Annotated in this window: 28 protein-coding genes; 20 read left to right on the top strand and 8 right to left on the bottom strand. The window is 44.1% G+C overall.

Annotated elements, in window-relative coordinates; genetic code table 11:
• A complete protein-coding gene (locus tag I592_RS14080; RefSeq protein WP_010779552.1) occupies window positions 1-900 on the top strand; it encodes a ketose-bisphosphate aldolase in 900 nt (299 codons plus the stop codon).
• A 46-nt stretch (window positions 901-946) separates the two neighbouring features.
• Here I592_RS14080 and I592_RS14075 read toward each other — a convergent pair whose 3' ends face one another.
• Complete coding sequence (locus I592_RS14075) at window positions 947-2104, bottom strand: macrolide family glycosyltransferase (protein ID WP_010779553.1); 1158 nt, start codon at window positions 2102-2104, stop codon at window positions 947-949.
• Window positions 2105-2208: 104 nt separating this feature from the next.
• Entirely contained in the window at window positions 2209-2751 is a 543-nt protein-coding gene (locus I592_RS14070) for a biotin transporter BioY (RefSeq protein WP_010779554.1), read from the bottom strand.
• 255 nt (window positions 2752-3006) lie between these two features.
• On the opposite strand from I592_RS14070, the gene I592_RS14065 reads away from it, so the two are divergent.
• From I592_RS14065 to I592_RS14025, 9 genes are all read left to right on the top strand, one after another.
• Window positions 3007-3825, top strand: a complete 819-nt coding sequence (locus I592_RS14065) for an efflux RND transporter periplasmic adaptor subunit (RefSeq protein ID WP_010779555.1) — start codon at window positions 3007-3009, stop codon at window positions 3823-3825.
• Window positions 3822-4508 (top strand): ABC transporter ATP-binding protein, encoded by a 687-nt coding sequence (locus tag I592_RS14060; protein ID WP_010779556.1) that lies wholly within the window; start codon window positions 3822-3824, stop codon window positions 4506-4508. The genes I592_RS14065 and I592_RS14060 overlap by 4 nt, the downstream gene beginning before the upstream one ends.
• Complete coding sequence (locus I592_RS14055; RefSeq protein WP_010779557.1) at window positions 4498-5712, top strand: ABC transporter permease; 1215 nt, start codon at window positions 4498-4500, stop codon at window positions 5710-5712. The genes I592_RS14060 and I592_RS14055 overlap by 11 nt, the downstream gene beginning before the upstream one ends.
• Window positions 5713-6265: 553 nt before the next feature.
• Window positions 6266-7438, top strand: coding sequence for a hypothetical protein (locus tag I592_RS14050; RefSeq protein WP_010779558.1), 1173 nt, complete (start codon window positions 6266-6268; stop codon window positions 7436-7438).
• Between the two features lie 308 nt (window positions 7439-7746).
• Complete coding sequence (locus I592_RS14045; RefSeq protein WP_010779559.1) at window positions 7747-8679, top strand: sulfurtransferase; 933 nt, start codon at window positions 7747-7749, stop codon at window positions 8677-8679.
• Window positions 8679-9383, top strand: a complete 705-nt coding sequence (locus tag I592_RS14040; RefSeq protein ID WP_010779560.1) for a TVP38/TMEM64 family protein — start codon at window positions 8679-8681, stop codon at window positions 9381-9383. Before I592_RS14045 ends, I592_RS14040 begins: the two co-directional genes overlap by 1 nt.
• A 148-nt stretch (window positions 9384-9531) precedes the next feature.
• The gene (locus tag I592_RS14035; protein ID WP_010779561.1) at window positions 9532-9741 is read left to right on the top strand and encodes a helix-turn-helix transcriptional regulator; all 210 of its coding nucleotides are present in this window, start codon (window positions 9532-9534) and stop codon (window positions 9739-9741) included.
• Window positions 9742-9744: 3 nt separating this feature from the next.
• Window positions 9745-10128 (top strand): hypothetical protein, encoded by a 384-nt coding sequence (locus I592_RS14030; protein WP_010779562.1) that lies wholly within the window; start codon window positions 9745-9747, stop codon window positions 10126-10128.
• Between the two features lie 41 nt (window positions 10129-10169).
• The gene (locus tag I592_RS14025) at window positions 10170-10499 is read left to right on the top strand and encodes a hypothetical protein (RefSeq protein WP_010779563.1); all 330 of its coding nucleotides are present in this window, start codon (window positions 10170-10172) and stop codon (window positions 10497-10499) included.
• Between the two features lie 196 nt (window positions 10500-10695).
• On the opposite strand, the gene rpsD is transcribed toward I592_RS14025, so the two are convergent.
• Entirely contained in the window at window positions 10696-11307 is a 612-nt protein-coding gene (gene rpsD / locus I592_RS14020) for a 30S ribosomal protein S4 (RefSeq protein ID WP_010779564.1), read from the bottom strand.
• 481 nt (window positions 11308-11788) lie between these two features.
• Between rpsD and I592_RS14015 the strand changes: the two genes are divergently transcribed.
• From I592_RS14015 to I592_RS13965, 10 genes are all read left to right on the top strand, one after another.
• Window positions 11789-12568, top strand: a complete 780-nt coding sequence (locus tag I592_RS14015; RefSeq protein ID WP_010779565.1) for a Cof-type HAD-IIB family hydrolase — start codon at window positions 11789-11791, stop codon at window positions 12566-12568.
• Between the two features lie 335 nt (window positions 12569-12903).
• Window positions 12904-14019 carry a DUF4352 domain-containing protein gene (locus tag I592_RS14010; protein WP_010779566.1) on the top strand — a complete coding sequence of 372 codons (1116 nt, stop codon included), beginning with the start codon at window positions 12904-12906 and terminating at the stop codon, window positions 14017-14019.
• The gene (locus I592_RS14005) at window positions 14012-15088 is read left to right on the top strand and encodes a zinc ribbon domain-containing protein (RefSeq protein WP_010779567.1); all 1077 of its coding nucleotides are present in this window, start codon (window positions 14012-14014) and stop codon (window positions 15086-15088) included. The genes I592_RS14010 and I592_RS14005 overlap by 8 nt, the downstream gene beginning before the upstream one ends.
• A gap of 238 nt (window positions 15089-15326) precedes the next feature.
• Window positions 15327-16121 (top strand): TIGR00282 family metallophosphoesterase, encoded by a 795-nt coding sequence (locus tag I592_RS13995; RefSeq protein ID WP_010779568.1) that lies wholly within the window; start codon window positions 15327-15329, stop codon window positions 16119-16121.
• Window positions 16122-16136: 15 nt separating this feature from the next.
• Window positions 16137-16523 carry a YlbF family regulator gene (locus I592_RS13990; RefSeq protein WP_010779569.1) on the top strand — a complete coding sequence of 129 codons (387 nt, stop codon included), beginning with the start codon at window positions 16137-16139 and terminating at the stop codon, window positions 16521-16523.
• Window positions 16523-19078, top strand: a complete 2556-nt coding sequence (gene mutS, locus I592_RS13985) for a DNA mismatch repair protein MutS (RefSeq protein WP_010779570.1) — start codon at window positions 16523-16525, stop codon at window positions 19076-19078. The genes I592_RS13990 and mutS overlap by 1 nt, the downstream gene beginning before the upstream one ends.
• Before the next feature lie 13 nt (window positions 19079-19091).
• Window positions 19092-21092, top strand: a complete 2001-nt coding sequence (gene mutL / locus I592_RS13980; RefSeq protein WP_010779571.1) for a DNA mismatch repair endonuclease MutL — start codon at window positions 19092-19094, stop codon at window positions 21090-21092.
• Window positions 21093-21111: 19 nt separating this feature from the next.
• Complete coding sequence (locus I592_RS13975) at window positions 21112-21669, top strand: Maf family protein (protein WP_010779572.1); 558 nt, start codon at window positions 21112-21114, stop codon at window positions 21667-21669.
• A 78-nt stretch (window positions 21670-21747) separates the two neighbouring features.
• The gene (gene msrB, locus I592_RS13970) at window positions 21748-22176 is read left to right on the top strand and encodes a peptide-methionine (R)-S-oxide reductase MsrB (protein WP_010779573.1); all 429 of its coding nucleotides are present in this window, start codon (window positions 21748-21750) and stop codon (window positions 22174-22176) included.
• Between the two features lie 196 nt (window positions 22177-22372).
• Window positions 22373-22663, top strand: coding sequence for a hypothetical protein (locus I592_RS13965; RefSeq protein ID WP_010779574.1), 291 nt, complete (start codon window positions 22373-22375; stop codon window positions 22661-22663).
• 58 nt (window positions 22664-22721) lie between these two features.
• On the opposite strand, the gene larE is transcribed toward I592_RS13965, so the two are convergent.
• From larE to I592_RS13940, 5 genes are read right to left on the bottom strand one after another with little or no spacing between them, the layout of a single operon-like run.
• Window positions 22722-23546 carry an ATP-dependent sacrificial sulfur transferase LarE gene (gene larE / locus I592_RS13960; RefSeq protein WP_010779575.1) on the bottom strand — a complete coding sequence of 275 codons (825 nt, stop codon included), beginning with the start codon at window positions 23544-23546 and terminating at the stop codon, window positions 22722-22724.
• Between the two features lie 56 nt (window positions 23547-23602).
• The gene (locus I592_RS13955; RefSeq protein ID WP_044926313.1) at window positions 23603-24313 is read right to left on the bottom strand and encodes an ABC transporter ATP-binding protein; all 711 of its coding nucleotides are present in this window, start codon (window positions 24311-24313) and stop codon (window positions 23603-23605) included.
• A 2-nt stretch (window positions 24314-24315) separates the two neighbouring features.
• Entirely contained in the window at window positions 24316-25101 is a 786-nt protein-coding gene (locus I592_RS13950) for an energy-coupling factor transporter transmembrane component T family protein (protein ID WP_010779577.1), read from the bottom strand.
• The gene (cbiM, locus tag I592_RS13945; protein ID WP_010779578.1) at window positions 25094-26077 is read right to left on the bottom strand and encodes a cobalt transporter CbiM; all 984 of its coding nucleotides are present in this window, start codon (window positions 26075-26077) and stop codon (window positions 25094-25096) included. Before cbiM ends, I592_RS13950 begins: the two co-directional genes overlap by 8 nt.
• Window positions 26078-26122: 45 nt before the next feature.
• Window positions 26123-26779 (bottom strand): Crp/Fnr family transcriptional regulator, encoded by a 657-nt coding sequence (locus I592_RS13940; protein ID WP_010779579.1) that lies wholly within the window; start codon window positions 26777-26779, stop codon window positions 26123-26125.
• Between the last annotated feature and the right edge of the window lie 55 nt (window positions 26780-26834).

The raw sequence follows: 26834 nt of genomic DNA, 5'->3' as shown, positions 1-26834 counted from the left end.
ATGTTAATCAATATGAAGCAAATGTTAGAAATCGCAAAGGAAAATAAATTCGCAGTAGGAGCTTTCAACGTCGCAGACAGTAATTTTTTACGAGTAGTGATCGAAGCTGCCGAAGAAAATGATGCACCCGCGATCATTGCGGTCCATCCAACAGAGCTGGATTTTACAAAGGATGAATTTTTCCAATATGCGGTTTCTCGGGCAAAAAATAGTTCTGTGCCTTTTGTTATCCACATGGATCACGGGGACAGCTTAGCCAGCATCATGCGCGCTGTCCACTGTGGATTCAGCTCTGTCATGATCGATGGGTCCTTGCTGCCATTTGAAGAAAATATCGCGGTTACGAAAGAAGTCGTGGAGGTTTGTCATAAGATCGGGGTCTCCGTCGAAGGAGAATTAGGAACGATCGGCAATACTGGAACCTCTGTTGAAGGCGGGGTTTCAGAAGTCATCTATACGAAACCAGAAGATGCCGAAGAATTCATCAAGAAAACAGGGATCGATACATTGGCCGTGGCGATCGGAACAGCACATGGCATCTATCCAAAAAACATCAAACCTGAATTGAAGATGGATGTGCTAGAAGAGATCAAAGCAAGAGTGGATATTCCGTTGGTCTTACACGGAGGATCAGCGAATCCGGATGAGGAAATCGCTAAAGCCGTTCAAATTGGGATTCAAAAAGTCAATATCTCTTCCGATTACAAATATGTCTTCTATAAAAAATGTCGCGAGATCCTATCCACGACAGAATTATGGGACCCAAATGCAATTTATCCAGAATGTATCGACGCGGCTAAGGCAGTTGTCAAACAAAAAATGGAGCTGTTCAACTCCATTGGACAAGCAGCCGTTTTTCGTAAAGAAAATGTTCAGCCTTGGAGACAAGAACAAAATTAGACCGAAGCAGCCCGCAGTCTTTCTTGATGAAGGACTGCGGGTTGTTTTAGTTTAAATAGTCCTCAATCGCATCCACCGCTTTTTTATAACCGCCGGCATCAAGGAAAGATTCTTTGATCTTTTTCAGATTGTTTAAATAGTCAGGTTCTGTTTGAACTTTTTCAACGGCGGCTTTTAATTCTGCGCCATCCACCTGTTGATACTCCAATCGGATGCCTGCATTTAGTTCTGCTATGCGGTCTGCGAGTGCGGGTTGGTCTGCCCCCATTGGCAGAGACACGAAAGGCACTTCGTTTAAAATTAAATCATTCATGCTGTTCAAGCCGTTATGAGTGATGGCGACGTCGGCGTATTTTAACACTTCATTTTGCGGGATATAGTCTTGTACGATGAAGTTGTCTGGGATCGTCAACGTTTCTAAACCTACTTGATGCGCCGCCATAACAACAAGATACTCCGAGTTGCCAAAGGCCGTGAACACTTTTTGATAAAGGTCTTTGGCATAGTCTCCAAAAATAGTACCAAAGGAAACATACAACACATTCTTAGCCGAGCGGACGCGTTCGATCGGAAAGTCTTTTGTGTCTTCTAATCGTTGGTAACTATCTGCACCGACGAATACATACTGTTCATTAAAGAAAGAGCGTTCGCTTTCGGGCAAGAAATAATCGGAGGTGAAGACGATGTTCAAAGGTTCGACATTAAAAATTAAATCGAAAAATCGAGGGGGCATCGTAATGGAAAGTGTCTGCTCGATTTTTTTGGCTTCTGCTAGATATGCGTCGTTCATGGATTTGAATTTTCCGGCTAAAGGGGTATTGTCAGGTGTCGCAAATTGCTTCATTCCCATATAAACGGCGAGCATCGAGACGGCTGGCAGCATCAGATATTCGGCAATTTGTTTGCTGAAGGGCATTGCGATGGAATGGATGACAGCATCAAAGGAATCGTCTTGGATTTGTTCCAGAATATCTTGAACAATAGCTAATCCATGATCCAACAAGACATCAAAGCCATTCTTAAAAATATTTAAATCATACGTATATGGGCGGTAATCAGCACCGGCTGCTTCAATTTTTTCGCGGAATTCTTCACTTGAGAAGTAGACAACGTCGATGCCTCGATCGCTGAGTTCTTTTACTAAACCTAAGGAGGGATTTACGTGTCCATGTGTTGTCACATTCAAAAATAATACTTTTGTCATTGTTTTCGCTTCTTTCACAGCTTTATTAAGGGTACCTTACGAAACGATATAATACGGTACCCTGATTAAAAAGTCAAGAAAAAAAGTTTCCGAAAAACGGAAACTTAACGGTACATCAAATGGGTAAAGGAGAGGCGCTTGCCTAGCAAGACACCTAAATAGCCAGCCGCAAGTGCTTTGATCACTCCGGGTAAGATAAAAGGGATCATTCCCGCTGAAAATGCAGCGTTCCAAGGTAAGCTGCCGCTGAATTTCAGCCACAATGAACCGAAAAACAACGTGATGAAGGCACCGACGATATTGGCAAAAATGGACCAGAAATAATTAAATCGCGTCTTTTCAATGATCAGCCCTGTAACGTAAGCTTGAAAAAGAAATCCGATCAAAAAACCGCCGGTTGGTCCGAAGTAACTGGCGATCCCGGCTGCACCGCCAGCCAGCACAGGCAATCCGATCATACCCATCAACAGATAGATGGCTACGGAGATCGTTCCCGTTTTTTTCCCTAGGATGGTCACGACAAATCCGACAGCAAAGGTTTGCAGGGTTAGCGGAATTGGTCCAAGAGGGATGGTAAATTGGGCTAAAATACTGATGACTGCGGCAAATAGGCCGGCTAAAACAAGTTCTCGACTGCTTAATTTCAATAGATTCACTCTTTTCGTTAACTTATATTTTTATTTTGGTTAACGAAAGTATACGTTAGGATTAACGATATGTAAAGAGAAATTTTTGAAAGGGGTACGAAGAAGAGCTGATCCATAAAAAAACAAATGTTCTTCGGTCCAAAGTAGGAGTTAGACTTTATACTTTCGTAGGAAGTCGTTCCCCGCTCTTTCCTCTAAAATTTAAGCTGTAAAAGCGATTACGATAATTTTGGAACGAAAGGGATGTTTTAAAAAATGAAAAAAATAATCATTGGAATTGGTGTGTTAGTTGTTGCGGGGGCGGGCTTTTTTCTTTATCAAAATACCCAAGCAAATGCAAAGGATGAGCACTCGGTCGAGTTGTACCAAGTCCGTAAACAAACCCCATTGCATTTAAAGGGGCAAGTTCAGTCGACGAAGAAGCAGACCGTACTAGTGAACACAGAAAAAGGACCTGTTCAGACGATCCACGTAAATGAAGGCGATCATGTGACGAAAAATACAGTCTTGGTCACGTATCGTTGGGGAGAAGTGATTCGTGCAGCAGATGATTCTGTCGTGACTTCCTTGAATGAGGATGCGAAAAATGATCCGCAACAGGCTTTGATGGTCTTAAAGAGTGAAGCGTCTGCGATCAAAGGGACGGTAACGGAATATGACCGATCGAAGGTTGCGTTGAATGAGCCCATCGAGATCAAATACGCGAACAACGAAAAAACAGTTAAGGGAAAAATCACCTCTTTGGCAGAAATGAACAATGAGCCCAGCAAAGAAGAGAAGACGAGTTTAGTGACCTATAATTTTACCGCAGTTCCTGACGAATCTATTCCGGTAGGCTATTCTGTAGAATTGTTGATCCCTCGTAATGAGATCCACCTGCCGCTGAAAAGCGTTGTAGAAAAAGAGGGAGAACATTACGTGTATACGGTCGCGAAAGGCAAAGCCCAAAAACATCCAGTAACTGTTGAAAAAGGGAATGGGTACTCTATTTTGCGTGAAGGCCTTAATGAAAATGACAAAATCATCAAAGACACGAAAGGTATCAAGGATGGGATGGATGTGACGGTGGAATGATTGTAATGGAAAAGATCAATAAATTCTATACCGCCGATCAGGAGCGTATCCATGTGCTGAAGGACATCAGTCTGACTATTGAGGAGCACGAATTTGTCGCGGTGATGGGGCCTTCTGGTTCGGGGAAATCTACGTTGATCAATACGATCAGTTTTTTAGATGGCGATTTTGAAGGGACCTATCGCTTCGAAGGCCAAGATGCGTACCGCTTTAATGACGAAAAGCTGTCTGGGTTGCGAAATCAATCGGTGGGCTTTGTGTTTCAATCGTTTCAACTGATTGACAACAACACGGTGATGGAGAATGTCGCGTTGCCGCTGCTTTATGGTGGAATGAAGCAAAAACAAACCAAGTCTTTAGTAATGGAGGCGTTGCGAAAGGTCGGTATCGCAGATAAATACAATAAATTGCCAAAGCAGCTTTCGGGCGGGCAGCAGCAGCGAGTGGCGATTGCACGAGCGATCGTTGGCAATCCGAAATTTATCGTGGCGGATGAGCCGACGGGCGCATTAGATAGTCATACCTCTGAAGAAATCATGCACTTATTTAAACGTTTGAACGAAGAAGAGAAAGTCACGATCTTGATGGTCACACATGATCCAGAGGCGGCGGCCTATTGCCAACGGATCATTACAGTGAAAGACGGAGAAGTCTTGGAAGAAGGTGTTGTGCATGCGGATTAGTGAAGTATGGAAGACCTCCTTTAAAGCGATCGGTAAAAACAAACGGCGGAGCTTTTTGACCATGATCGGGTTGATCATTGGGGTCTCTGCGGTCATCACAGTCTTTTCCATCGGTCGTGCTTTTGAAAATTATGCGTCGGAATTTATTGGGTTGGATCAATTTGACGGCAGTGTCGGGTACACGTTCTCAGCAAAAGATGAAACGTTCCATGAGAACGGCTTGAGCGGATTTACAGAAGAGGACATCAGTCAAATCGAGAGTATTCCAGGTGTCCAATCGGTGAACTATTATGACAATTCACGAAATGGCGTCAAGTATGCCGATCAAACCTTTGATGATGTCGGAAATGATGGACGCTGGAATTGCTTCAAGCTGATAAAAAACAAGGGTTCGAAAGTACTCTATGGGCGAGGCATCCAGGCGAGTGATTATTACAATGAAAATCCAGTTGTAGTAATTGACCAAACCGCCGCAAAAGCGATCCAAAAAGAAGAACCGGCATCATTGGTCGGACAAAGCGTCAAAATAGGCGGGCATTTGTTTGAAGTTGTCGGGATCATGGAAGATCGGAACGGCGGAACGATCGTCTCAACACAGGAAGACTATGTCGTGGCAGAATTACCGGAAAATGTCTTCGAAAGTTATTTTAATTCTGAAGATCACAGCATGATCCAGGTGGAAATGAACCAATCAGCGAATATAAAAGATGTTTCAAAGGAAGCAGAAAACACCTTAAAGAAATATGGGACATGGAAAGAACTAGGAAATTATAAGACGGAAGATCTAGCGGGACAGGTGGATCAACTCCGTATGCTTCTGACCAGCATCACACTATTGATCTCGGTGATCGGCGGAATCTCGCTCTTCATTTCAGGAATCGGGGTCATGAACATGATCTACATTTCTGTTTCGGAACGAACGAAGGAAATCGGTGTACGCCGTGCAATGGGCGGTACGAAAGGCAACATCATGATGCAGTTCTTACTAGAAGGGATCTCACTGACTCTTGTGGGCGGGACGATCGGGTATTTGATTGCGATGCTGTTAGGCTTTGCCATCAGTCTATTCACGCCATTGTCCGTTCGGCCGGATCTCTTCACGGTGACATTGGCCTTTGGCTTGTCAGTCGTAATCGGGATCGTTTTCAGTTGGCTGCCGGCAAAAAGTGCAGCGAAAAAAGACATTGTGTCATTATTGCGATAGGAAAATAAGGACAATCCGAGGGTATTCACTTTTGAATGCTTTCGGATTTTTTTGTTATTTTATAGAAAGAACTTAATTAGTCGTTATCAGTGAGTTTTAACAGTGCCGTGGTTTTCTTTTTTTAGGATGTCTAAGGTTCCAAGGAGGACAGAATAGGATTTTGAAGAATGTTCAAGTGAAGCTGTGATCTACTAAAAAATAAAAAAATATCTAAAAAAGGAGGCAATTTTCACATCTTGAAAATGACCGAAATCCTGCTATGACAACGTTTCTGATTTCTTAAAAAGAAAGTATTCAAATCTATTAAAAACGTGTCAGATAAAGGGTAGAAAAACTATAGATTTTTTTCTAATTTAGAGATATTTTTAATTTATAGCGTATATCAGCAAAAAAATGTAAGCGTATTTTTGTGAAATCAAAATAATAGCAAGAGGAAAAAAAGCAGCGTCATCTTTTTGCGTATCTTGCTAATGAAAAAGTGCTTGGAAAAAGAAAAAATAGTGAATGAAATGATAGACAGATGGACAATACTAAGAATGAGGAGTGGAAGGGTATGGGAACGCAACGATTGGGTCAAAGACAGCTATTTACTATGTTAAGAGGAAATCTGGAGAAGCGGGTGCTGAAATTTTATAGTGAGACGAAAGAGGTATCGACGATCATTGAGTATATGGTCGCGATCTTAGTGCGTCATGCCCTCGCTTTAGAAGACTTTTCATTGATGTGCCAGGAGCTGATCCGAGAGTTGTTCTTCACTGCGAAGCCTTGTGCGGAAATGCGTGCGTTCAGTGCTTTTTTTGAACATTATTTTGACAAAGAGGAGTGGCATACCGTGGTCGCTCGTTTGTATCGGGATGAAAAGGATTATCTTGATACGACGAAGGACGCGCGTTTACATAGACAGTATTTACAAGAAAAAGACCCGACGAGGACAGATGAATTGGCGAATCATCAGTTTGTTCTTCGCTCGATCTTCAAAGGTGAAAATGGCCGGAAGCATACGTGGACGTTGAAAAACGCACATCCAACGAGAACGCATGAAGAAGTTGCTGGAGCCCTGAAAATTTTAACGAGATTGTCGATTTTTGAGACGGCTAGCACACGGAAATTTGCTGAGTTTGTGGATGTTTTTCGCGATGCCTATATACAAGATATGCATTATGCGGAGGAAGTCGAAGCGCAACTTCCCGAAAATGAAGCAGATTCATCGGATCTACAGCAGGAGAAGGACGCAAACCAGGCTGCTGAATCCCCAAGCAAAATAGCTTCGAGTCAAAAAGCAGTACTTGCGGGCCAAACGACCTCAAAACCGAACTCTGAAAAAACGAAATCTCCAGTTTCGGCTAATAATGAGACGAAACCGCGAAGTGAGGTTGTTATCCCAACAGATTTTGATCTCAAAAAAGTGATGCCCGCTGAAATCAGGCAGTTACTAAGCGGACATCTGCCAAAGGAAGAACGTTTTACTGAACAACTTTCAAAGGAACAGCAGGCGGAAAAAGACTTGGATTCGGGAGCAATAGCCGAGGAGCGAATAACGAAAGCAGCATCTGCGCCTTCTGCCGCTCAATCGACGGTTGACGAAGTGGCAGAGGTGGCGTCAGCGGCTGGACAGTCAGAAAATACAGAACACTCTTCTGAAAAAAATCAAATAGATAAGTGGAAACAAGAGCGGAAATTTGGACTGAGAGTGGCTAAAATTTTAAAGAAAAGGAGAGGAAAATAACACTTTTGTCTGTGAAGATGGCGGATGTGTATTGTAAAAGGATAAAGCGTTTTATATACTTTCACTAAGGGGATTACCAAGAGGAAGGGGGAGGATCGAGAACGTTCAGCGATGTTCATGTGCAGTAAGAAAGCTTAGCGTTTCTAAGAGTGTGAATGAAGGATTCTCTTTTTCAAAGATCTGTTCGTATTAAAAAATGTGAATAGTTTCACTTGGATGGGTCGTTTAAGGAAATATAGGGGTATATTTCTCTTTTGGTTCTAAAAGGAGCCTTGGATTAAAAAAACGACAAATGAATGGAGAAGAAAATGAAAAAAACAATGATTGGATTGTTGGCTTTGGCTGCTTTAGGGTTAACGGCGTGCGGAGGCGGCGGAAACGAGGACAAGAGTGAGTCTGCCAACTCTGAAAAAAAGGAAACAGGCGCTTTTACCGGCGAATATGTCGTCGATGCGGCCTATGTAAAAAAGAACATGGATGAGATCATTTTGGTGGATGCCCGTGGCGAAGAAGAAGCCAATAAAGGAACCATCAAGGGAGCGACGGTGATCGGTTGGCATGACTTAGCCTCCGTTGAAGACGGGGCTTCTGGAGATGAAAAATGGGGGCTGATCCTTGAGCCGCAAGAACTCGGGAAGCGGCTGGGAGAAAAAGGGCTCGCAAAGGAGAAGGAAGTCGTACTCTTTGCTGGCGCACAAAAAGGCTGGGGAGAAGACGGCCGGATCGCCTGGGAATTATTGGCAGCCGGATATAAAAAGGTAAAAATGGTCGATGGTGGATTTGAGGCATTAAAAAAAGCAGATCTCAAAACAACGATCGAACCCAAAAAATTGAGTCCTGTAAATGTCAAGATCGACGCGATCAATCAGGACCATGTCATTCGAACCGATGAATTGAAAAAGAATTACGCAGACTACAAAATCGTGGATGTTCGGGAAGACAAAGAGTACAAGGGAGAAGTTCTGTACGGCGAAGCGAAAGGCGGCCATTTGCCGGATGCGACGCACCTTCGTTTTACCCAATTATTCACTGAAAAAGGGACATTGAAGAGTAAAAAAGAGTTGACCAGCCTTTTCGAGAAGGCGGGTTTATCAAAAGACGACGAAATCGTCACTTATTGTACGGCGGGGATTCGCTCTGCCTACATGGAGCTTGTGATGGAGATGTGCGGCTTCAAGCAGGTGAAGAACTATGATGGTTCTTACTACCGTTGGGACAAAGTTGAGGATGTTGAAAAATAATGGATAAGAAAAATAAGTGGAAAATGGCACGGCTCTTGTTGCTTCTTTTCGTTCTGATGGCGGTACTTGCTTTTTATTTTGTACCAGGTGTTCGATCGAAAATCACACAAGTCTTGATGCTGTTTCGTTCCATGAGTGTGGAAAGCATTGTGGGGTATTTGCGTTCCTTTGGTGTCTGGGCAGTCGTCATTTCCTTTCTGCTGATGATGTTCCAATCGATCATTGCGCCTTTGCCGGCTTTTTTGATCACTTTTGCGAATGCGGCGGTCTTTGGCTGGTGGCAGGGCGCCATTCTCTCTTGGACAAGTGCGATGGCGGGGGCACTCGTTTGTTTTTATATCGCACGAATCGCAGGGCGGGACATTGTTGAACGCTTGAACAAAAACTTTTCATTGGAGACGCTAGACAATTACTTTGATCGTTACGGGAAACATACGATATTGATTTGCCGGTTGCTGCCCTTTATTTCGTTTGATTTTATCAGTTATGCCGCAGGGCTGACAGCGATAAAACCCGTTCCTTTTTTGATTGCGACGGGGATCGGACAATTACCAGCGACGATCGTCTATTCCTATGTAGGAAGTAATTTGACAGGGAGTACAAAAACCATTTTGTTTGGCTTGTTAAGTATGTTCGCTTTATTTATCGCGGTTTATGTATTCAAACAACTGTATCAAAGCAGACAAGCGAAATCGACAAAATAAAAATAGTCAAAGGGGAGCGGCTCAAGGTCGCTCTCTTTTTTTGAGTTCTTTTGATGATAGAAAAAAGCTGTAAAAGGAATTAGTGCTTTCTTTCTGATTGGGAATGCCTTATTATTAAGTAAAGATATCTTTACTAGGAGCTGGGTACGTGGCTGTAATCAACCATATTAAGGAAATACGGGAAGAAAAGAAAATCCCGCAAAAAGTAATGGCGCAGGCTTTGAATGTCTCACGCCAAACCATGACCGCGATCGAAAAAGGAAAATACAATCCTAGTTTGGAGCTGTCGTTAAAAATCGCGGCTTATTTTGATACGCCGTTTGAGGAGCTATTTTATTTGGAAGACAAGGGGGAGTAAGAAATGAGCTTTTTTTATGCGGTTGGAGTGAATGGGTATTTGGCGACAGTGCTGCTGATTTTTGCATTATTAAGTATGTACGCACTTCTGTCATCCATCGTGTTCATAGCAAAAGAAATGATCAAAGAGAACGACGAGCTAGTGAGAAAAATCGTTTTCGATTCTATGGCGATGGGCTTTGTATTGATTTTGATGTTGCATCTCGTTCAAATGATCGTACGGGTCGTCTATTTTAAACACACAGGGCAGGATATCAATCTCGTCGTGACTCCAGGTTTAGCTATCCACGCATTAGGAGAGTACAAGATGCATTTGGAATCATTCGGTGTTGATTTAGGGATTTTCGCTATCTGTTTATTTATAAATAAGTTGCGTTACCGTTTGTAGGAAGGGATTCAGAGGTTTCTTAAGAGTGGAAAGGGGCGATTTTGATAAAGACACTAGAGAATGTAACCAGTTATGACGTGTTGAAGCAGAAGGTGAAGAAGCAAGAAGATGCCTTTTTTGTCACGGGCGAACTGTACGATTTGGTAAAGGATATTAAACAAAGTCAACTCTCAGAAAATGTCCAAGCTGGATTTGAGTTGGGATCCGGCGGCTCAGGGACGATTCTCTCCCGCAGCGTCTTACGGTTCCTCAATTTATTTGAAGACGATACAGAATTTGAAAACTTGAAGCAGGACATCGCACAAGTGTATACGATTACGTATGTTGGTCAAGGAAAGGCTATGTTGCGTTTGAAGCAATTGGATTATTGATTGTTTGTGGTTGTTGGGAGGAAAACCTCTTGAAATGACAGACGATAGGTTAGGAATATAAATGAGTGGATCTTATGCGTTGGCCAGACTAATGCATAAGATTTTTTTATTGAAATAAGGAAGAGTGGTAATTTTATTTTTTAGAGCAAACAAAAAACACCCAAGAGTCGAGACTCTTGAGTGTCTGTAAGAAGTCTTACATTAATTTGTTGTAGAATTCAACGACTAATGATTCGTCGATTTCTGGGTTGATTTCATCACGTTCTGGTAAACGAGACAATGAACCTTCTAATTTTTCAGCGTCAAAGCTTACGAAAGCTGGACGACCAACAGCTGATTCAACTGCTTCTTTCACAGTAACCATGTTTTTAGATTTTTCACGGATACCGATTACTTGGCCAACTTCTACTTCGTATGAAGCGATGTCAACACGTTTGCCATCGACAGTTACGTGACCATGGTTTACTAATTGACGTGCTTGACGACGAGTTGAAGCCAAACCTAAACGGTAAACCACGTTATCTAAACGACGTTCTAGTAAGATCATGAAGTTAACACCGTGTTTACCTTCTTTGATTTTGCTAGCGCGTACGAATAAGTTACGGAATTGACGTTCGTTTAATCCGTAGATGAAACGTAATTTTTGTTTTTCTGACATTTGCAAGCCGTATTCAGATTTCTTTCCACGGCTGTTTGGTCCGTGTTGACCTGGAGCGTATGGACGACGTGCTAATTCTTTGCCTGTTCCTGATAATGAGATACCAAGACGACGAGATTGTTTCCATGATGGTCCTGTATAACGTGACATTAAAAATTCCTCCAATAAATTGTTTTGGAGTAAAATAATCCGTTGAAAAATTCATATCCGTGTAGTTCGTTCTTCAATCTTCGCCTTCGCAGCCGCGGTTACGCAATTGAACCAATACTGGCAACGAACTGGGGACGGGCTATTATTCTTCTGCTGCATTATTTTACACAAAGGTCAGTATAACGGATAACAGGAAGCGAAGTCAAGTTCAGGAGTTGCATTTTCGAAAAAAATGTGTTAATTGTGGACTACTGACGAAAAACGATTACTTTTTTTCAAAGTCAGTGAAAATTATGAATGGGAAGTACGTGAGAACTTTTTGCAAATTCTCTGAAACTTCTCTACAATATAAGGGCAGGCAGTCGCACGACAGACTGTTGCGAAGATTAGATAAAAGTGTTGGAAATAGGGCAGTTGCGTGTTTTCAACGGAAGTTCGTCCTTAACAGGGCAACAAATACATATAAATGGAGAGATAAATCTTGGAAAGAAAATTAATCGCACTAGACATTGATGGTACCTTGTTGAGCAGTCAAAGAGAACCTTTGGACAGCACGGTAGGGGCACTGAAGGCATTGCGCGAGGCGGGGCATTTAGTGACTATCGCGACGGGACGTTCGCGTTTGCTGGCTGGCGGTGTGATTCATCAATTGGGCTGTACGAACTACATTATTTGCAATGGTTCTGCTGGATTTTTAGACCATGAGCAAGTGTACAAGCATACGCTGGACCGCGAAGCATTGGCTCGGATGATCGATTTTGCGAGTGAGCGCAAGGTGGACATCGCGTTGTTCGGACTAGATTCATTTGCACGTGTGACAAGATTTGACGAACCTAAAGTACTGGATGCGATGGAATCTTTCGGTCAAAAAGCGCCCGAGTACGAAGCAGATTATTTCTCTCAACATGAAGTGTATCAAGGCTGTGCATTTTATGATCAATCGCTGGACGCTGAATTTGAAGCAGCGTTTCCAGAATTTCGGTTAGTACGCTGGCACGAAAACAGTGTCGATATCATTCCGAACCCCGGCTCAAAGGCGCAAACGATTTTAGCATTGGCTAAAAAAGTAGGGATCAAACCTGAAAACATCGTGACCTTTGGCGACGGCAACAACGATATCGAGATGCTGGACTTAGCGGGAACAGGTGTCGCGATGGGGAATGCCGCATCTCATGTGAAGGAAGCAGCCAACCTTGTGACAGATACAAATGACCGCGACGGGATCTATAAAGCGTTGCGCCAATTAGAATTGGTTCATTAAGAATCGCAAGTAAGGATCGGGAAAAGTTCCCGGTCCTTTTTTTGTCTTCTGCTTCTGACTGGGATTGGTCTACCGCCAACGAATAGGAGAAGGATGCGGCGACCTTTATTTGTCGGTAAATTATGAAAAGAAAAAGGAAAAATTAAATAGATATATATAGTATGAATTCTGTTTTGAACATTTTCTTTTATTATTTGCATTTGTTTTTTTAAAATTTATTTACAACCTGTTAATTTCTTTAACCGTGTTGACTGTGGCGATATTTTTCGATTATCATATAAGTGATAAATGTTTTTTTTATTGATACGAAAACAGAAAAAGGAGGAGGAAAAACAATGAAAAAGTTTAGGGGTATCCGCGGGCTGGTTGTGCTGAGCAGTATGCTTGTATTGATGACTGCGTGTTCAGGCGGCGAGGCGAAAAAGGAAGAAAAAAAAGAAGCGAAAGCACAGACATCGAAAGTGGAATTGCGTGTTGAAAATGGAAGCTACATCGTTCCTGATGGGAAAAAGGTTGATGATACGAATGGTTTCCTAGCATTGGACATCAAAATTAAAAATAAATCGAAGGATGAGCTGGCAGTTTCTTCTAGTGATTTTGCTCTTTATGACGAGGAGGGGAAGAAGGTCTCTTCAGAACGTATCTATGATTCCAATAACAATTTCAAAGTAATGGGGAGCGAAAGCTTGTCAGAGGACAAGAGTTTCACGGAACCACTCGTTTTTGAAGTGAAAAAGGATGCGAAATACGACCTGCATTACAAACCTTCGTCTTTTTCAGAGGATGGAAAAGATAAAGGAGTGGAATTGAGCCTTAATACAAAAGACTATCAGGATGAATCTAAAGCAGTTCAAGCATTGACGGATCAATATGTGACCAAGGTTTTCTATGGTTCGGACGAGGTGTCGGAAGAAAACAAGAAAGCTGCGGGCAAGCTAGAATTAGCTAATGATATCGAGCAGGAGCGGAAGACGTTTAGAGAAGAAGGGATCAATGCGTTGAAGGATGTGTTTTCTAATTATGAGCCGTCAACGGCAGAGTTAGAAAAAGTCATTGATCAGATTCAAAAAACAAACACTGAAAAGGGCAAGGTGACCTATAATTTCAAAGAATTTTTCCCTGAATCCGCGGTGATCTATGTACGTCCCGAGATGGTTTTACTGGATGATGTCGATACAAAGGCGATCGTAGAGAAATTTGTGGAAGAAAATAAAGGCAAATATACGGATTACACGAGTGTACGACGCGATGCGGAGAAGTTCCTGCTGCAGGAATTGCCAGCGAAAATCAATGAGACGCCGGTCAATACAGATGAGAACATGAATGGCGAAGGCTATCAAGTCAAGCTGGAGAAAAAAGACGGCAAGTGGGAGATCAACTCTGCCAATGAGAGCCGCAACTATTATTTCAAATCAATGAAGGAGACCTTCAGGGGCGGACTCAATGACTAGAAAAACGAGAGTACTGGTCATGGTCGCAGTACTCGTTGTAGGAGTGGCTGGATTTATCGGCTATTCTAGCTATAAAAATAATGAGGCGAACACGGTAGATCACCTCGCGACTGCATTGATCGAACAGGATCAGGCAGCAGTGAAGCGCTACATGCCTCGTTATTCCAATAAGAAAAAGATTTCAGCTCGTGCATTGGCAATGTATCAAAAGCAGATGAAGAAAATGAAAAAGAAGCAAGTAGTGGCACTTTTACAGAAAGAAGAAAATTTTACGATCAAAGAGGGAGCTTCTATCTTTAAGCCGGCACAAATTTATCCGAACCCGCGTTTTTTTACGATAGAGCTGCCTAAAGGAACGGAGCTGCGAGCGAAACTGCAAGCCAGTGACTTCTCAGGGGCGTATGAAGAGAAGTGGAACAAGTATACGTTTGGACCACTGATACCGGGAAGTTATTCATTGACCTATGACATCGCTCACCCGAAGTTTGGGTCAAAGAGCATGAAGGATACAGTGAATCTTCAAGCAGCGGATCAGCGATTCACAGTGAAGGAAACGAGTCTGTATGAAGGAAACGAGGCGTTCCAAAAACATTTGCTGGCATCGGCAGTCAATCATTTCAACTCCTTTAATGACGCAGTCCGCAGTGGGTTGAACGTGTCTAAGCTGGCGGCTTCGAAGAACTACAAGGAAGAACTGCAAAAGGGCTTCAACCAGTTGAAGCCCTACATGGAAAGCTTTGATCAAGAATTCCAAACGATCAAAATCGATTGTGACTCGATCTCGGTAAATACTGCGCAAACCAAAGTGCAGTTAGATTTGTACGTAGACATCAAGCGGTCTATGAAGTTGATCAAAGAGATAGGGATCGATGAAGCCTTGATCTCTGACAAGCAAAATGCCATTACTTCTTTCGTTTACGATGAAGACCAGAAAAAGTGGCTGATCGATGATATGGATTTTGAGACCTATCAGCAAGACCCTGAAACCTGGGAACATGTTCAGAGCTATCGAGAGGAACAAGCGAAAAAGGCTCATTGGGATAAAAACAGCAATGGGGAAGTCGTATAAACAGTAGGATGTGCCTGATAAATCAGGTGCATCTTTTTTCATAACTAGAACGACTGCGGACTTCTTCGCCAATGGTGCTGCGAAAAAAAGGGTCAGATCGTGCGGGTCAAAAGAAGAAGCGTCTGATTCCTTCGGGCAGGTTTCTTTGGCGAAGGAAACGATTGTCGAGGAATCTTTTATTTTTAAGCAAAAACAACTATAATAAGACAAGATGCTTAACTAGAGAAGGGGAAAAAAAGTGCGCTTATTATTCATTGGGGATGTTGTAGGGTCGTTAGGTCGACAAATGCTGAGTGATTATTTACCACGATTAAAGAAGAAATACCATCCACAGTTGACGATCGTCAACGGTGAGAACGCGGCAGCCGGTCGCGGGATCACGGAAAAAATCTACAAAAAGTTTTTACAAGACGGTGTTGATGTTGTTACGATGGGGAATCATACGTGGGACAACAAAGCGATTTTTGATTTTATTCCAGAAGCGAAGAAAATGATTCGGCCAGCGAATTTTCCAGCAGGAGCACCTGGCAGAGGGCACTTGTATGTCAAAGTGAACGATTTGGAGTTGGCGATCGTCAATTTGCAAGGTCGCGCATTTATGACAGATATCGATGACCCTTTCCGGATCGGTGACCAGCTGATCGCAGAAGCGCAAAAACGTACGCCCTATATCTTTGTAGATTTCCATGGGGAAACAACGAGTGAAAAACAGGCGATGGGCTGGTTTTTAGATGGCCGCGTGTCGGCTGTCGTAGGGACCCATACGCATGTTCAAACCAATGACGCACGAATTTTACCAAAGGGGACCGCGTATCTGACGGATGTTGGGATGACTGGACCTTATGACGGTATTTTAGGAATGAGAAAAGAGCCCATCATTGAGAAATTCATGACGGCTTTGCCTCGCCGATTTGAGGTAGTGGAAGAAGGGCGCGGATTATTATCCGCCTGTGTGATCGATATTGATAAAAACGGTCACGGACAAAAAATCGAAACGATCGTGATCAATGACGATCGTCCATTTAGAGAATAGAAGCAGAGGGATCGTATGAATCTAGCAAATGAAGCCGCCGTCGAAGCGGCTTTATCTCATTTAACTGCCTTATTAGGTGAAAACGAAGTGATCGTCCACTACCAAGAGCTCCAAAAACGAGTAGCGGAAAACGACACACTTCAAGAATTAGAAGAAGGCATCAAGGCCGCGCAAAAAGACGCGGTCCAGTTCGCTCATTATGGCAAACCAGAAGCAGAACGCGAGGCGTTGAAGGAAGCAGATCGTCTGACCAAAGCCTTCGACGAACACCCGTTAGTGGTTGCTTACCGTGAGCAGCTCTATGAAGCCAATGACCTGTTGCAGCATTTGACGACGATGATCCAAAAAGAGGTCAATGCCGCATTGGAAGAGGAAGAATCCACAAAAGGAGGAGAGATCTAATGCCTCAAAAAACGAAAAATACGCCAATGATGGAACAATACTTGGCGATCAAAGAACAATATAAAGATGCTTTTTTATTCTATCGTCTCGGAGACTTTTACGAACTCTTCAATGAGGACGCGATCAAAGTCTCGCAGCTCCTAGAATTGACCCTGACAAGCCGCAACCGGAATGCGGAGGACCCGATCCCCATGTGCGGCGTGCCGCATCATTCCGCGCAGGGCTATATCGATACCCTAGTGGAACAAGGCTACAAGGTCGCTATTTGTGAGCAAATGGAGGACCCCAAACAAGCCAAAGGAATGGTGAAACGGGAAGTTGTCCAATTGATCACACCGGGGACGTTGATGGAAGGCAAAGGGATCGAAGCCAAGGCCAACAACTTCTTGACGGCTGTTACGCAGGTAAAAGACAAATTCGGTTTTGCGTACGTCGATCTTTCCACCGGAGAACTAAAAACGGCCCTGCTTCATGACGAGGAAGCCGTAATGAACGAGGCGACCGCTTTGCAAACGAAAGAGATCGTTCTTGGCAGTGAGATCCCAGAAGGCCTGCAGAAAAATCTGGCGGAACGTCTGGGCTTGGTTTTCTCTACGCAAGAAACGATCGAGGACAATGCAGAATTCAGCTTTCTGACCGCAGAGATCACGGATGATTTGGAGAAAGAAGCAACGGGCAAATTGTTGACCTACTTGTCTGTTACTCAAAAACGCAGCTTGGGACATATCCAAAAAGCGGAGGAATACCAGCCGGAGCATTTCTTGAAGCTGGATTATTTCTCTAAGACCAATTTGGAATTGACCCGTTCGATTCGGGCCGGAAAAAAACAGGGCACGCTTTTGTGGCTGTTAGATGAAACAAAAACCGCGATGGGCGGCCGTCTCTTGAAGCAATGGATCGATCGTCCGCTGATCCAAAAACGTCAGATCAATGCCCGTCAAGCGATGGTTTCTTCGTTATTAAATGCGTATTTTGAACGGATGGATCTGAATGAGACGCTAACGAAAGTCTATGATCTGGAGCGACTTGCTGGCCGTGTGGCGTTTGGCAACGTCAACGGACGGGATTTGATCCAATTGAAGACTTCCTTGATGCAGGTCCCTCAGATCCGTCAATTATTGACCGGGATCAACCAAGGCGAGTGGAATGATTTATTGGTTGATATGGAACCGATGGACGATTTGGTGGCGTTGATCGAAAAAGCCATCAATGAGGAAGCCCCGCTGCAGATCACGGAAGGCAATGTCATCAAAGACGGCTACAATGAGCAACTGGATCACTACCGGGAAGCCATGAAGAACGGCAAGACCTGGCTGGCCGAATTAGAAGCCCGGGAACGTGAAGCGACAGGGATCAAAACCTTGAAGGTCGGCTACAACCGCGTGTTTGGCTACTATATCGAAATCACGAAGTCGAACCTTGCCAACTTAGAAGAAGGCAAATACGAGCGGAAGCAAACCTTAGCCAACGCCGAACGCTTCATCACACCGGAATTGAAAAAATTAGAGACGTTGATTTTAGAAGCGGAGGAAAAATCCGTGGCGCTAGAATACAATCTCTTCTTAGAAGTCCGAAACGAAGTGAAAAAGGCCATCACGCGTCTGCAAAAGCTGGCAAAAAGCTTGAGTGCGACAGATGTGCTGCAAAGCTTTGCGACAGTCAGCGAACGGTATCAATACGTGCAGCCAGCGATGGAAGTTGGGACCCACAATTTACAAATCAAAGAAGGCCGTCATCCCGTTGTGGAGAAGGTCCTTGGGCACCAAGAATATATCCCAAACAGTGTCCACATGAGTCCAGATGAGATGCTGCTGCTGATCACTGGACCGAATATGTCTGGTAAAAGTACGTATATGCGTCAGTTGGCGTTGACGGTGATCATGGCGCAAATGGGCTGTTTTGTTCCAGCAGAAAGTGCGGAGTTGCCGATTTTCGATCAGATCTTTACTCGGATCGGAGCCAGCGATGACTTGATCGCCGGACAATCGACCTTCATGGTGGAAATGATGGAGGCCAATCAGGCGCTGCGCCATGCGACACCAAACAGCTTGATCCTATTTGATGAGTTAGGCCGGGGAACGGCGACATACGATGGCATGGCCTTAGCACAAGCCATCATCGAGTACATCCATAAAAATGTGAAGGCCAAAACGCTCTTCTCGACCCATTACCATGAGTTGACCGTTTTAGAAGAGTCTTTGCCGCAACTAAAAAATGTCCACGTAGGTGCTGTTGAACAAAATGGCGAGGTCGTCTTCTTGCATAAATTGATGGATGGTCCTGCCGATAAGAGCTATGGGATTCATGTAGCGAAGATCGCCGGAATGCCCACCGAATTATTGTCACGAGCAGCGACGATCCTCTCTGCGTTAGAAGCAGACGCGCCGATACAAAAGCAGCCTGAAGTGATCGAAGAAAATGAGCAGTTGTCGTTATTCAATGAAGTATCCACTGCCGAATTGGGTGTGGTGGACAGCCTCAAGAAAGCCAATTTGCTTGAAATGAACCCGATGGAAGCATTAAACTTCCTATACGAGTTGCAAAAACGGATTTAGGAGGAGGCCTTTGATGGGCAAGATCCAAGAATTATCTGAACGTTTAGCCAATCAGATCGCTGCCGGAGAAGTTGTGGAACGTCCGGCCTCGGTCGTGAAAGAATTGGTAGAAAATGCGATCGATGCGGGGGCGACCCAGATCGATATTTTGATCGAAGAAGCGGGATTGAAAAAAATTCAAATCGTCGACAATGGCGAAGGCATCAGCGGAGACGACGTGGAGAATGCCTTTAAACGCCATGCCACCAGCAAGATCCACAATCGCGATGACTTGTTCCGCATTCGGACATTGGGGTTTCGCGGTGAGGCGTTGCCGTCGATCGCCTCTGTTTCTGAGATGACCTTGGAGACAGCGACCGCCGATGAAGCGCAAGGTTCGTACCTTTTCTTGAAGGGCGGCAAGATTGAAGAGCATCGCCCGACCGCGTTGCGGACAGGGACAAAAATCACCGTGGAGAACTTGTTTTTCAACACGCCTGCACGGCTGAAATATGTCAAATCCCTCCAAACGGAGCTGTCCAACATTGGTGATATCGTCAACCGGATGGCGCTGAGTCATCCTCAGATCGCGTTTCGTTTGGTTCACGATGGGCACAAAATGCTGAGCACCAGCGGAAGCGGTGATCTGAAGCAGACGCTTGCCGGGATCTATGGTGTTGCGACTGCGAAGAAAATGCTGAAGGTCGAAGCCAAAGACTTAGACTTTACCTTGAAGGGATACATTTCACTTCCTGAAGTGACGCGGGCAAGCCGAAATTATTTGTCCCTCATCATCAACGGCCGGTATATCAAAAACTACGCCTTGAATAAGGCGATCATCCAAGGCTATCAATCGAAATTGATGGTGGGGCGTTTTCCGATTGCTGTGTTGGAAATCACCATGGACCCCTTGCTGATCGATGTCAATGTCCATCCGACGAAACAAGAAATTCGTCTCTCTAAAGAAAAAGAATTGATGGCGCTCATCAGTCAAGGGATCGCGGAAACTCTTCGTCAAATCAACCTGATCCCAGATGTTGGTGAAAACCCAAGCTTCAAGAAGAAAGTTGAAAAGCTCCAAACAGAGCAATTAGATTTGCCGTTAGAGGAACAGACCAAGAAAAAAAGCGATTTGAATTACGATCCCAAGACGGGGATTTTCTATGTAGAACCGAAAGCGCCGGAAATCGTTGAGACGCCGATTCCCTTAAACGAAGAGATCGTCGAGAAAACGATGACGGTCCCGCTGGAAACAGAAGCGGAGAAGCTGTCGATCGTAGAAGAAACAATCGAACCGCTAGCGGAGGCTTCCGCGCCATTTGAAGAGACCGTCGATCAAGAAGCTGCGAATACCGACCATCCTGAGTTCGACCTAAGCACCCAGTCCGGGGAAAAGGTGATCGAGCAGGCCATCACAAAACTGGAACATGAGCAGCCAAAGGAACGCTTTCCGATGCTGGAATATTTCGGTCAAATGCATGGCACGTATTTATTTGCTCAAAGTAAGGACGGGCTGTACATCATCGACCAGCACGCGGCCCAAGAACGAATCAAGTACGAATACTTCCGGGAAAAAATCGGTGATGTTTCAGACGATCTGCAAGAATTACTGGTGCCCTTTGTGTTGGATTACCCAAACAATGACGCCATCAAGCTGAAAGAGAAGACAGAGCTGTTGCAGGAGGTCGGGATTTATTTGGAAGAATTTGGTCCGAACAGCTTCATCGTTCGTGCCCACCCGACCTGGTATCCAGCAGGGCAAGAGGAAAGCATTATCCGCGAGATGATCGACATGCTGCTGATCACTGGTTCAGTCAGCGTCAAGAAATTCCGTGAAGCGACGGCGATCACGATGAGCTGTAAACGATCCATCAAAGCCAACCATCATTTGAATGAGGCGCAGGCACGTGTCTTGTTGTCCGATTTGGCACAATGCGAGAATCCCTTTAATTGCCCTCACGGCCGTCCCGTTCTGATTCATTTCAGTAACAGCGACATGGAGCATATGTTCAAACGAATCCAAGACCCACACTAGAAAATAGGAGTACGAATACATGACCGTTATCTTAGCCTCACAGTCTCCACGGAGAAAAGAGTTATTAGGCTGGCTGCTGCCAGCATTTGATATACAACCAGCGGACATTGATGAAGACGTCAAGGATCGTTATAAACCAACGGATTACGTGATGGAGATGGCACGCCAGAAAGCCGCGGTAGTGGCAGAGAAGCAGCCAGAAGCATTGGTGATCGCCAGTGACACTGTCGTCGTATTGGGCGAACAAATCCTAGGAAAACCCAAGAGTCGTGAAGAAGCCTTTGGTATGCTGCAACGTATGAGCGGCGGCAGTCACTTGGTGTATACATCGGTAGTGATCCGTCAAAAAGAACAAACAGCAGAAAAATTGACCTCTGCAAAAGTGACCTTTTACTCATTGACGGATGAAGAGATCAATCGCTACCTGGACAGCGACGATTACAAAGACAAAGCCGGCGCCTATGGTATCCAAAATGGCGCAGGTGTCTTCGTTGAACAAATCGAAGGCGACTATTACAGCATCGTTGGATTTCCAGTAGGGGCGGTAAATCAAATGCTGAAGGCCTTTGATGATTGATTCCTCAAAAACATGAGCAAATCCTTCGTGTCTTTCTTTTTTCCGGCGTATGATAGGCAGTACAAAGGGGGCAGAATGATGGAACAAGAAGAATTGAAAAAGAAACTCTCACCAATGGAATATGCAGTGACTCAGGAAAATGCGACAGAACGTCCATTCTCTGGAGCGTACGACGATTTCTACAAAAAGGGCATCTACGTCGATGTCGTTAGCGGTGAACCGTTGTTTTCTTCAAGTGACAAATACGATGCCGGTTGTGGCTGGCCAGCCTTTAGCCGTCCGATTGAAAAGCGGGGAGTTGCTGAGAAAGCCGATTTTTCTCACGGGATGCATCGGGTAGAAGTACGCAGCAAAGAAGCCGATTCTCATCTTGGTCATGTGTTCAATGATGGCCCGCAGGATCAAGGCGGTCTGCGCTATTGCATCAACTCCGCAGCGTTACGTTTTATCCCTGTCGATGAGATGGAAGCAGCAGGCTACAGCGAGTACAAAGAATTAGTAAAATAAGGTGTGCCGATTTTTCGGCGCATCTTTTTATTTTGACTCTTGAACCGCCAGAAAAAAGCGTCCATAGATACTACACCTAAATGTTACTATCTTTCTTTAATAAGATAATGGCTATCGTCCATTTTGAAAATCCTTATAATCAATAGAGTAAGCAGTACGATTAGTAAACAGAATTTGATTAAAGGGAGAGTTTCGTATGAACAATTGGACAACGACAATGATTGAACGCTTGGATTCAGCGTATCAAGTGCGCTTTGAAAAAGAGGCCGTACTCGTCTTTCTAAATGACGCGTACCAAAATGCGTTGATGTTGAGAAAAGAATCTTTAGGGGAAACCAATACAGCGATGGAGGAGTTTTTAGCGGCATTCAATCACACACGGGATTTGTTTATCAGTCAGGTAGTCGACCGTTATCCCTCTAGCTATACAGAAGTTGCTCAGCAAATCGCTGAACTAAAACAATTGAACCTGCACTTAACGATGTAAATCCCCCCAAATAAAAAAACAGTGCGTCAGAAGCTGCTTCTGATGCACTGTTTTTGAATTAAGAGATTGTTTTTCTCTGGATCGTGCGTTTTTTTGATTCCCGTTCGTAATGAAACCCTTCAAGGTCGATCGACACATGACTGAAGCCTAGCTGTTTGATGTGGGCAATGATTTCTTCTTTCTTTTCAACTAAGGGCAGCAAGTGCTGTTCGGGGACTTCGATCCGTGCTTCCTCGTTCTCACTGTGCAGGCGAACGATGGGAAAGCCGATCTCACGTAAATATTTTTCTCCTTCAAAAACTTTCTCGATATCGCTGAGGGTCAATTTTTTTCCTCGAGGAAAACGGTTCGCCAAGCTCCAGAGACTATTTCTGTTCCAATTAGAAAGGCCGGCCTCCTTCGCTAATTGCCGGACATCTTCTTCGTACAAATCAGCTTCTTGCAAAAAGCTGATGATGCCTTCCTCGTCTCGGGCCTTTAACCCAAGTTGGAAATCTTCTTTGTTGTCCATGATCATTCCATCCGCAAGGACCGGAAATCCTTCTTCGACGGCTGCGGCATGGATCGTTTGATAGAGCATCTTTTTGCTGTAATACAAACTGACAGAAGTATTTGTGGCGATTTTAGGCTGAGAAAGCTCGCTCATTTCAAGACCTAAAACATTTGCGCCCATCGCTTCAGCCAAATCTAACGCCTCATTAAATTCTTCATCAGAGATCAATTCAGAATTCATGACGATCGCTAAGATGTTGCGGGGACCTAACACGTTTAGTGCGGTATGGAGGAGGTAGGAACTAGCGACACCTCCAGAATAGGCAATAGCAAGTTTGTTGGTTTCTTTTAATTGTTGAATCAACCGTTGTTCTTTTTCTAACGCTGTCATTTGAAGCATCTCCTAATAAATGGACTCGTCGTCTAAGCGGTATAACGGATAAACGATTAATAACTAGCTAAACGAGCAATCAATTTTTGATCCTTTTGAATGTCTTCTTTTTTATAGGGAGTGATTTTTTCCGTGAAAAGCAAGACATCGACGGGTTCGTCTTGAAAGCTGCGGTAATCATGGGAAGCGATCAAAATGGTTTTTCCCAAGTCGTGGAGCTTCCGCAAGATCTCTTTGAATAATTTTTCCGAATCCTTCGTCAATCCGTTGAAGGGTTCGTCCAATAAAAATGTTTCAGGATTCATGGCTAAAATACTGGCGAAGGCGACTTTTTTCTTCTCACCGCCAGACAGTTGATAAGGAACTCGTTGGCGGAGGGGGGCAATCGACAGCAAGGCAAGACAATCCTCCACCCGCCGACGCACTTCTTCCTCGGATAACCCTAGCTGTCTAGGCCCAAAAGCAATCTCATCATACACAGAATTGTTGAATAATTGATGATCAACTTCCTGAAAAAGAATGCCAAAGTGTCGGTAAAAAGCTTTTTTCTTCTTTTGCCACTGGCGCATATCCTCGCCTTTAAACAAAATCTTTCCCGCAGACGGCTGCTGGAAGCCGGCTAAAAGATTCAGCAGTGTCGATTTTCCGCTGCCGTTGTCCCCCATCAATAAAAGATAGGCCCCTTGAGGGATCGTGGTTGAATAAGGGGCGAATACCTCCCGCTGTGTCTCAGGATAACTAAAGCAAACATCTTCTAATTCAAACATCATTACACCTTCCCAATGAAAAAAAGAACGAATAAAAGTGTGACTTGCGTCAAAATATAAACGTAGTCGATTTTCTTCAAAGCTAGTTTATGCGTGGGATACGTTCCATTGAATCCGCGTGCTTCCATCGCTTGCTGGAGCTTTTTTCCATAATCAAGCGAACGTAAATAGATCAAAGCGATCACGTTGGTCCCTAGATACAGTTTCACCTGTTGATTACCTACATGACGCGCACTGATTCCTTTCATCATATGAACCATTACCTTCGCCAAAATATAAATGTATTTGATCGTGATATCCAATTGAAATAAGACGATATTCGGCAAGTGCCAGCGCTTTAACAAAGAAAGCAGCTCGTAAGTCGTAGCCGTCTCCGTATACTGGCTGATCAAGCAGGCGATCAACGGCACACGTATCAGGAAAAGAAACGTCCCTTGATGCAGGAGGAGACTAGGCAAGTAGATGAGAAAAGGCATTGCTGACAAGAGCACGCTTTTTCCTAAAATTTTTTTGAGGTCCTTTTGAGAAAAGAAAAGCAGCCCACTAAAAATGTACAACCCGCAGATCCACAGCACCAACATTTTTTGTGACAGACTCACGATCAGCAGCAAAGCAAGCGTTGAAAGAAAACGAAGCGAAGGATGGATCGCTGACGCCGCGCTTCTTTCTGATCCATGGTCAAATTTCTCAAGGATAAAAAGAAGCCCTTTCTGATTTTTCATCAGAAAGGAATTTTTTTTATCAAGCAGCAACGCGTCCTCATTTTGCGACGTCAACCAATCAGGCATGCTTGTTCCTTCTTTCAAAAAGAACACGATAAATAAAAAGAAAGACCAAAATAGCGGTGACGCCGCAGAGAATATACCCAATTCCTACAGGCAATCCTGGGATCGTATAGTCCGTAAATAAAGAATGGAAGCTCCAGCCTTTCACCATTCCTTGCGGCTTGTTGGCGGGTAAATGGTAGTCGCGCAAGGTTTGGAGCAGCTCCTGCAGATCCCATTCGCCAAAAGCAGTCCCACTGGCTAATAAACCAAGCGGAGAAAGTAAAAGAAAGGTAATCAGAACATACTTCAGCCGTTGTGTATTTGTTCCTTCGACGGGTGCCGACAATGGCGCAGGTTCGTTTGTTCGTTTGACAAATTTCAGCACACCTAATGTGAAGAACCCTTCAACAAAACCGATGATCAGCAGATGTGTGCTCATCATCGCGGGAATAGTGATGGCTAACGGGTACGGATTGTAAAGGGGATGATTGGCAGCATCATGGAAAAGCACAGGCTGTATGCCCAGTAAGACCGCTGTCGTAAACGCTGCGGCATTTACACCTAGATACGCAGCCAGAAAGGCGCCTATTTTAGGCCAATGCTTTTTAACTAATTGATAGACACCGTATCCAACAAAAGGCATAACGATAGCCATCGTAAAACAGTTCGCTCCGAAGGCGAGAATCCCGCCATCGCCGAAAAGCAGTGCCTGTAAGAAGAGTGCTGCCGAGACAGAAAGACAAGCAGCCCAGGGACCCATCAAGATAGCAAGAAGAACACCCCCGACTGCATGAGCCGTTGTTCCCCCCGGCACCGGAAGATTAAACATCATGATCAGAAAAGAAAGAGAGGAGGAAAGACCCAGCATAGGGATCGTTTCCTTGTGCAGTGAGACTTGCGCTTCGACCTTTCGTATAGAGAAATACCAAAACGGTGCAGCTGTGGCCAGCATGACGCCGCAGGTTTCAGGACTAAGATAATTTTCAGGGATGTGCATACGGTAAGACTCCTTTTTCATAATAAGGAAAAAATCATTTTTTTGTCATTGTGTGGTGTAATCAGCAAGATAGTCCAGATCAAGAACGACGATTTTTTGATGCTGGATCTCGATCACTTTTTCTTGTTTAAGGTCGTGGATGATTCGATTCACACTGTTTCGCGTTGAGATGCCGCAGAACCCAGCGATGTCTTCATTTGTTATAGGAAAATCGATCAAGATTCCCGACGCTTGCTTGATGCCAAAAAGGGTGACGAGTTTATTGATAAAGGCGCAGACTGCTCCTTTTTTCCCATTCATCGTCATGTTTTGCAGGGCTTGTATGTTTTCGGATAATTTTTTTCGGTAATAATCTCGAACATAGTCCTGTAATTGCTGGTTGTGTTTGACATATTCCCAAAAGCTCGCTCGCGGAATACGATAGAAACTCGCTTCCTCCGATTCGATCCGGACGTTAAAGGGGGCTGAAGTATAGTTCGATACCTCATCCTTTAATAGGGAAATAATGTCTGGAGCGACAATATACGATAGATTAAATTCTCGCCCGTCTTTAAGAATGATACTCGTTTTGACGATCCCATCCTTTAGGACATACGTATAGGCCTCCTCTAATCCGTGATAAGACAAATAGGTATGTCTTCTCTTTTTGATAATGGTCGTTTGCTTCTCTTCTAAGAAAGAAACTAAATAATCTGCCTCCACCAAAAAAACTCCTTTTTCTTTTTTTGATTTGATTTCCTGTTACATATTATCTACG

The sequence above is a fragment of the Enterococcus gilvus ATCC BAA-350 genome, assembly GCF_000407545.1.
In the GTDB taxonomy this organism is placed as follows: Bacteria; Bacillota; Bacilli; order Lactobacillales; family Enterococcaceae; genus Enterococcus_A; species Enterococcus_A gilvus.
Note: the sequence above shows the minus strand (reverse complement) of the source record. Positions and strands in the feature narration are given on the sequence as shown.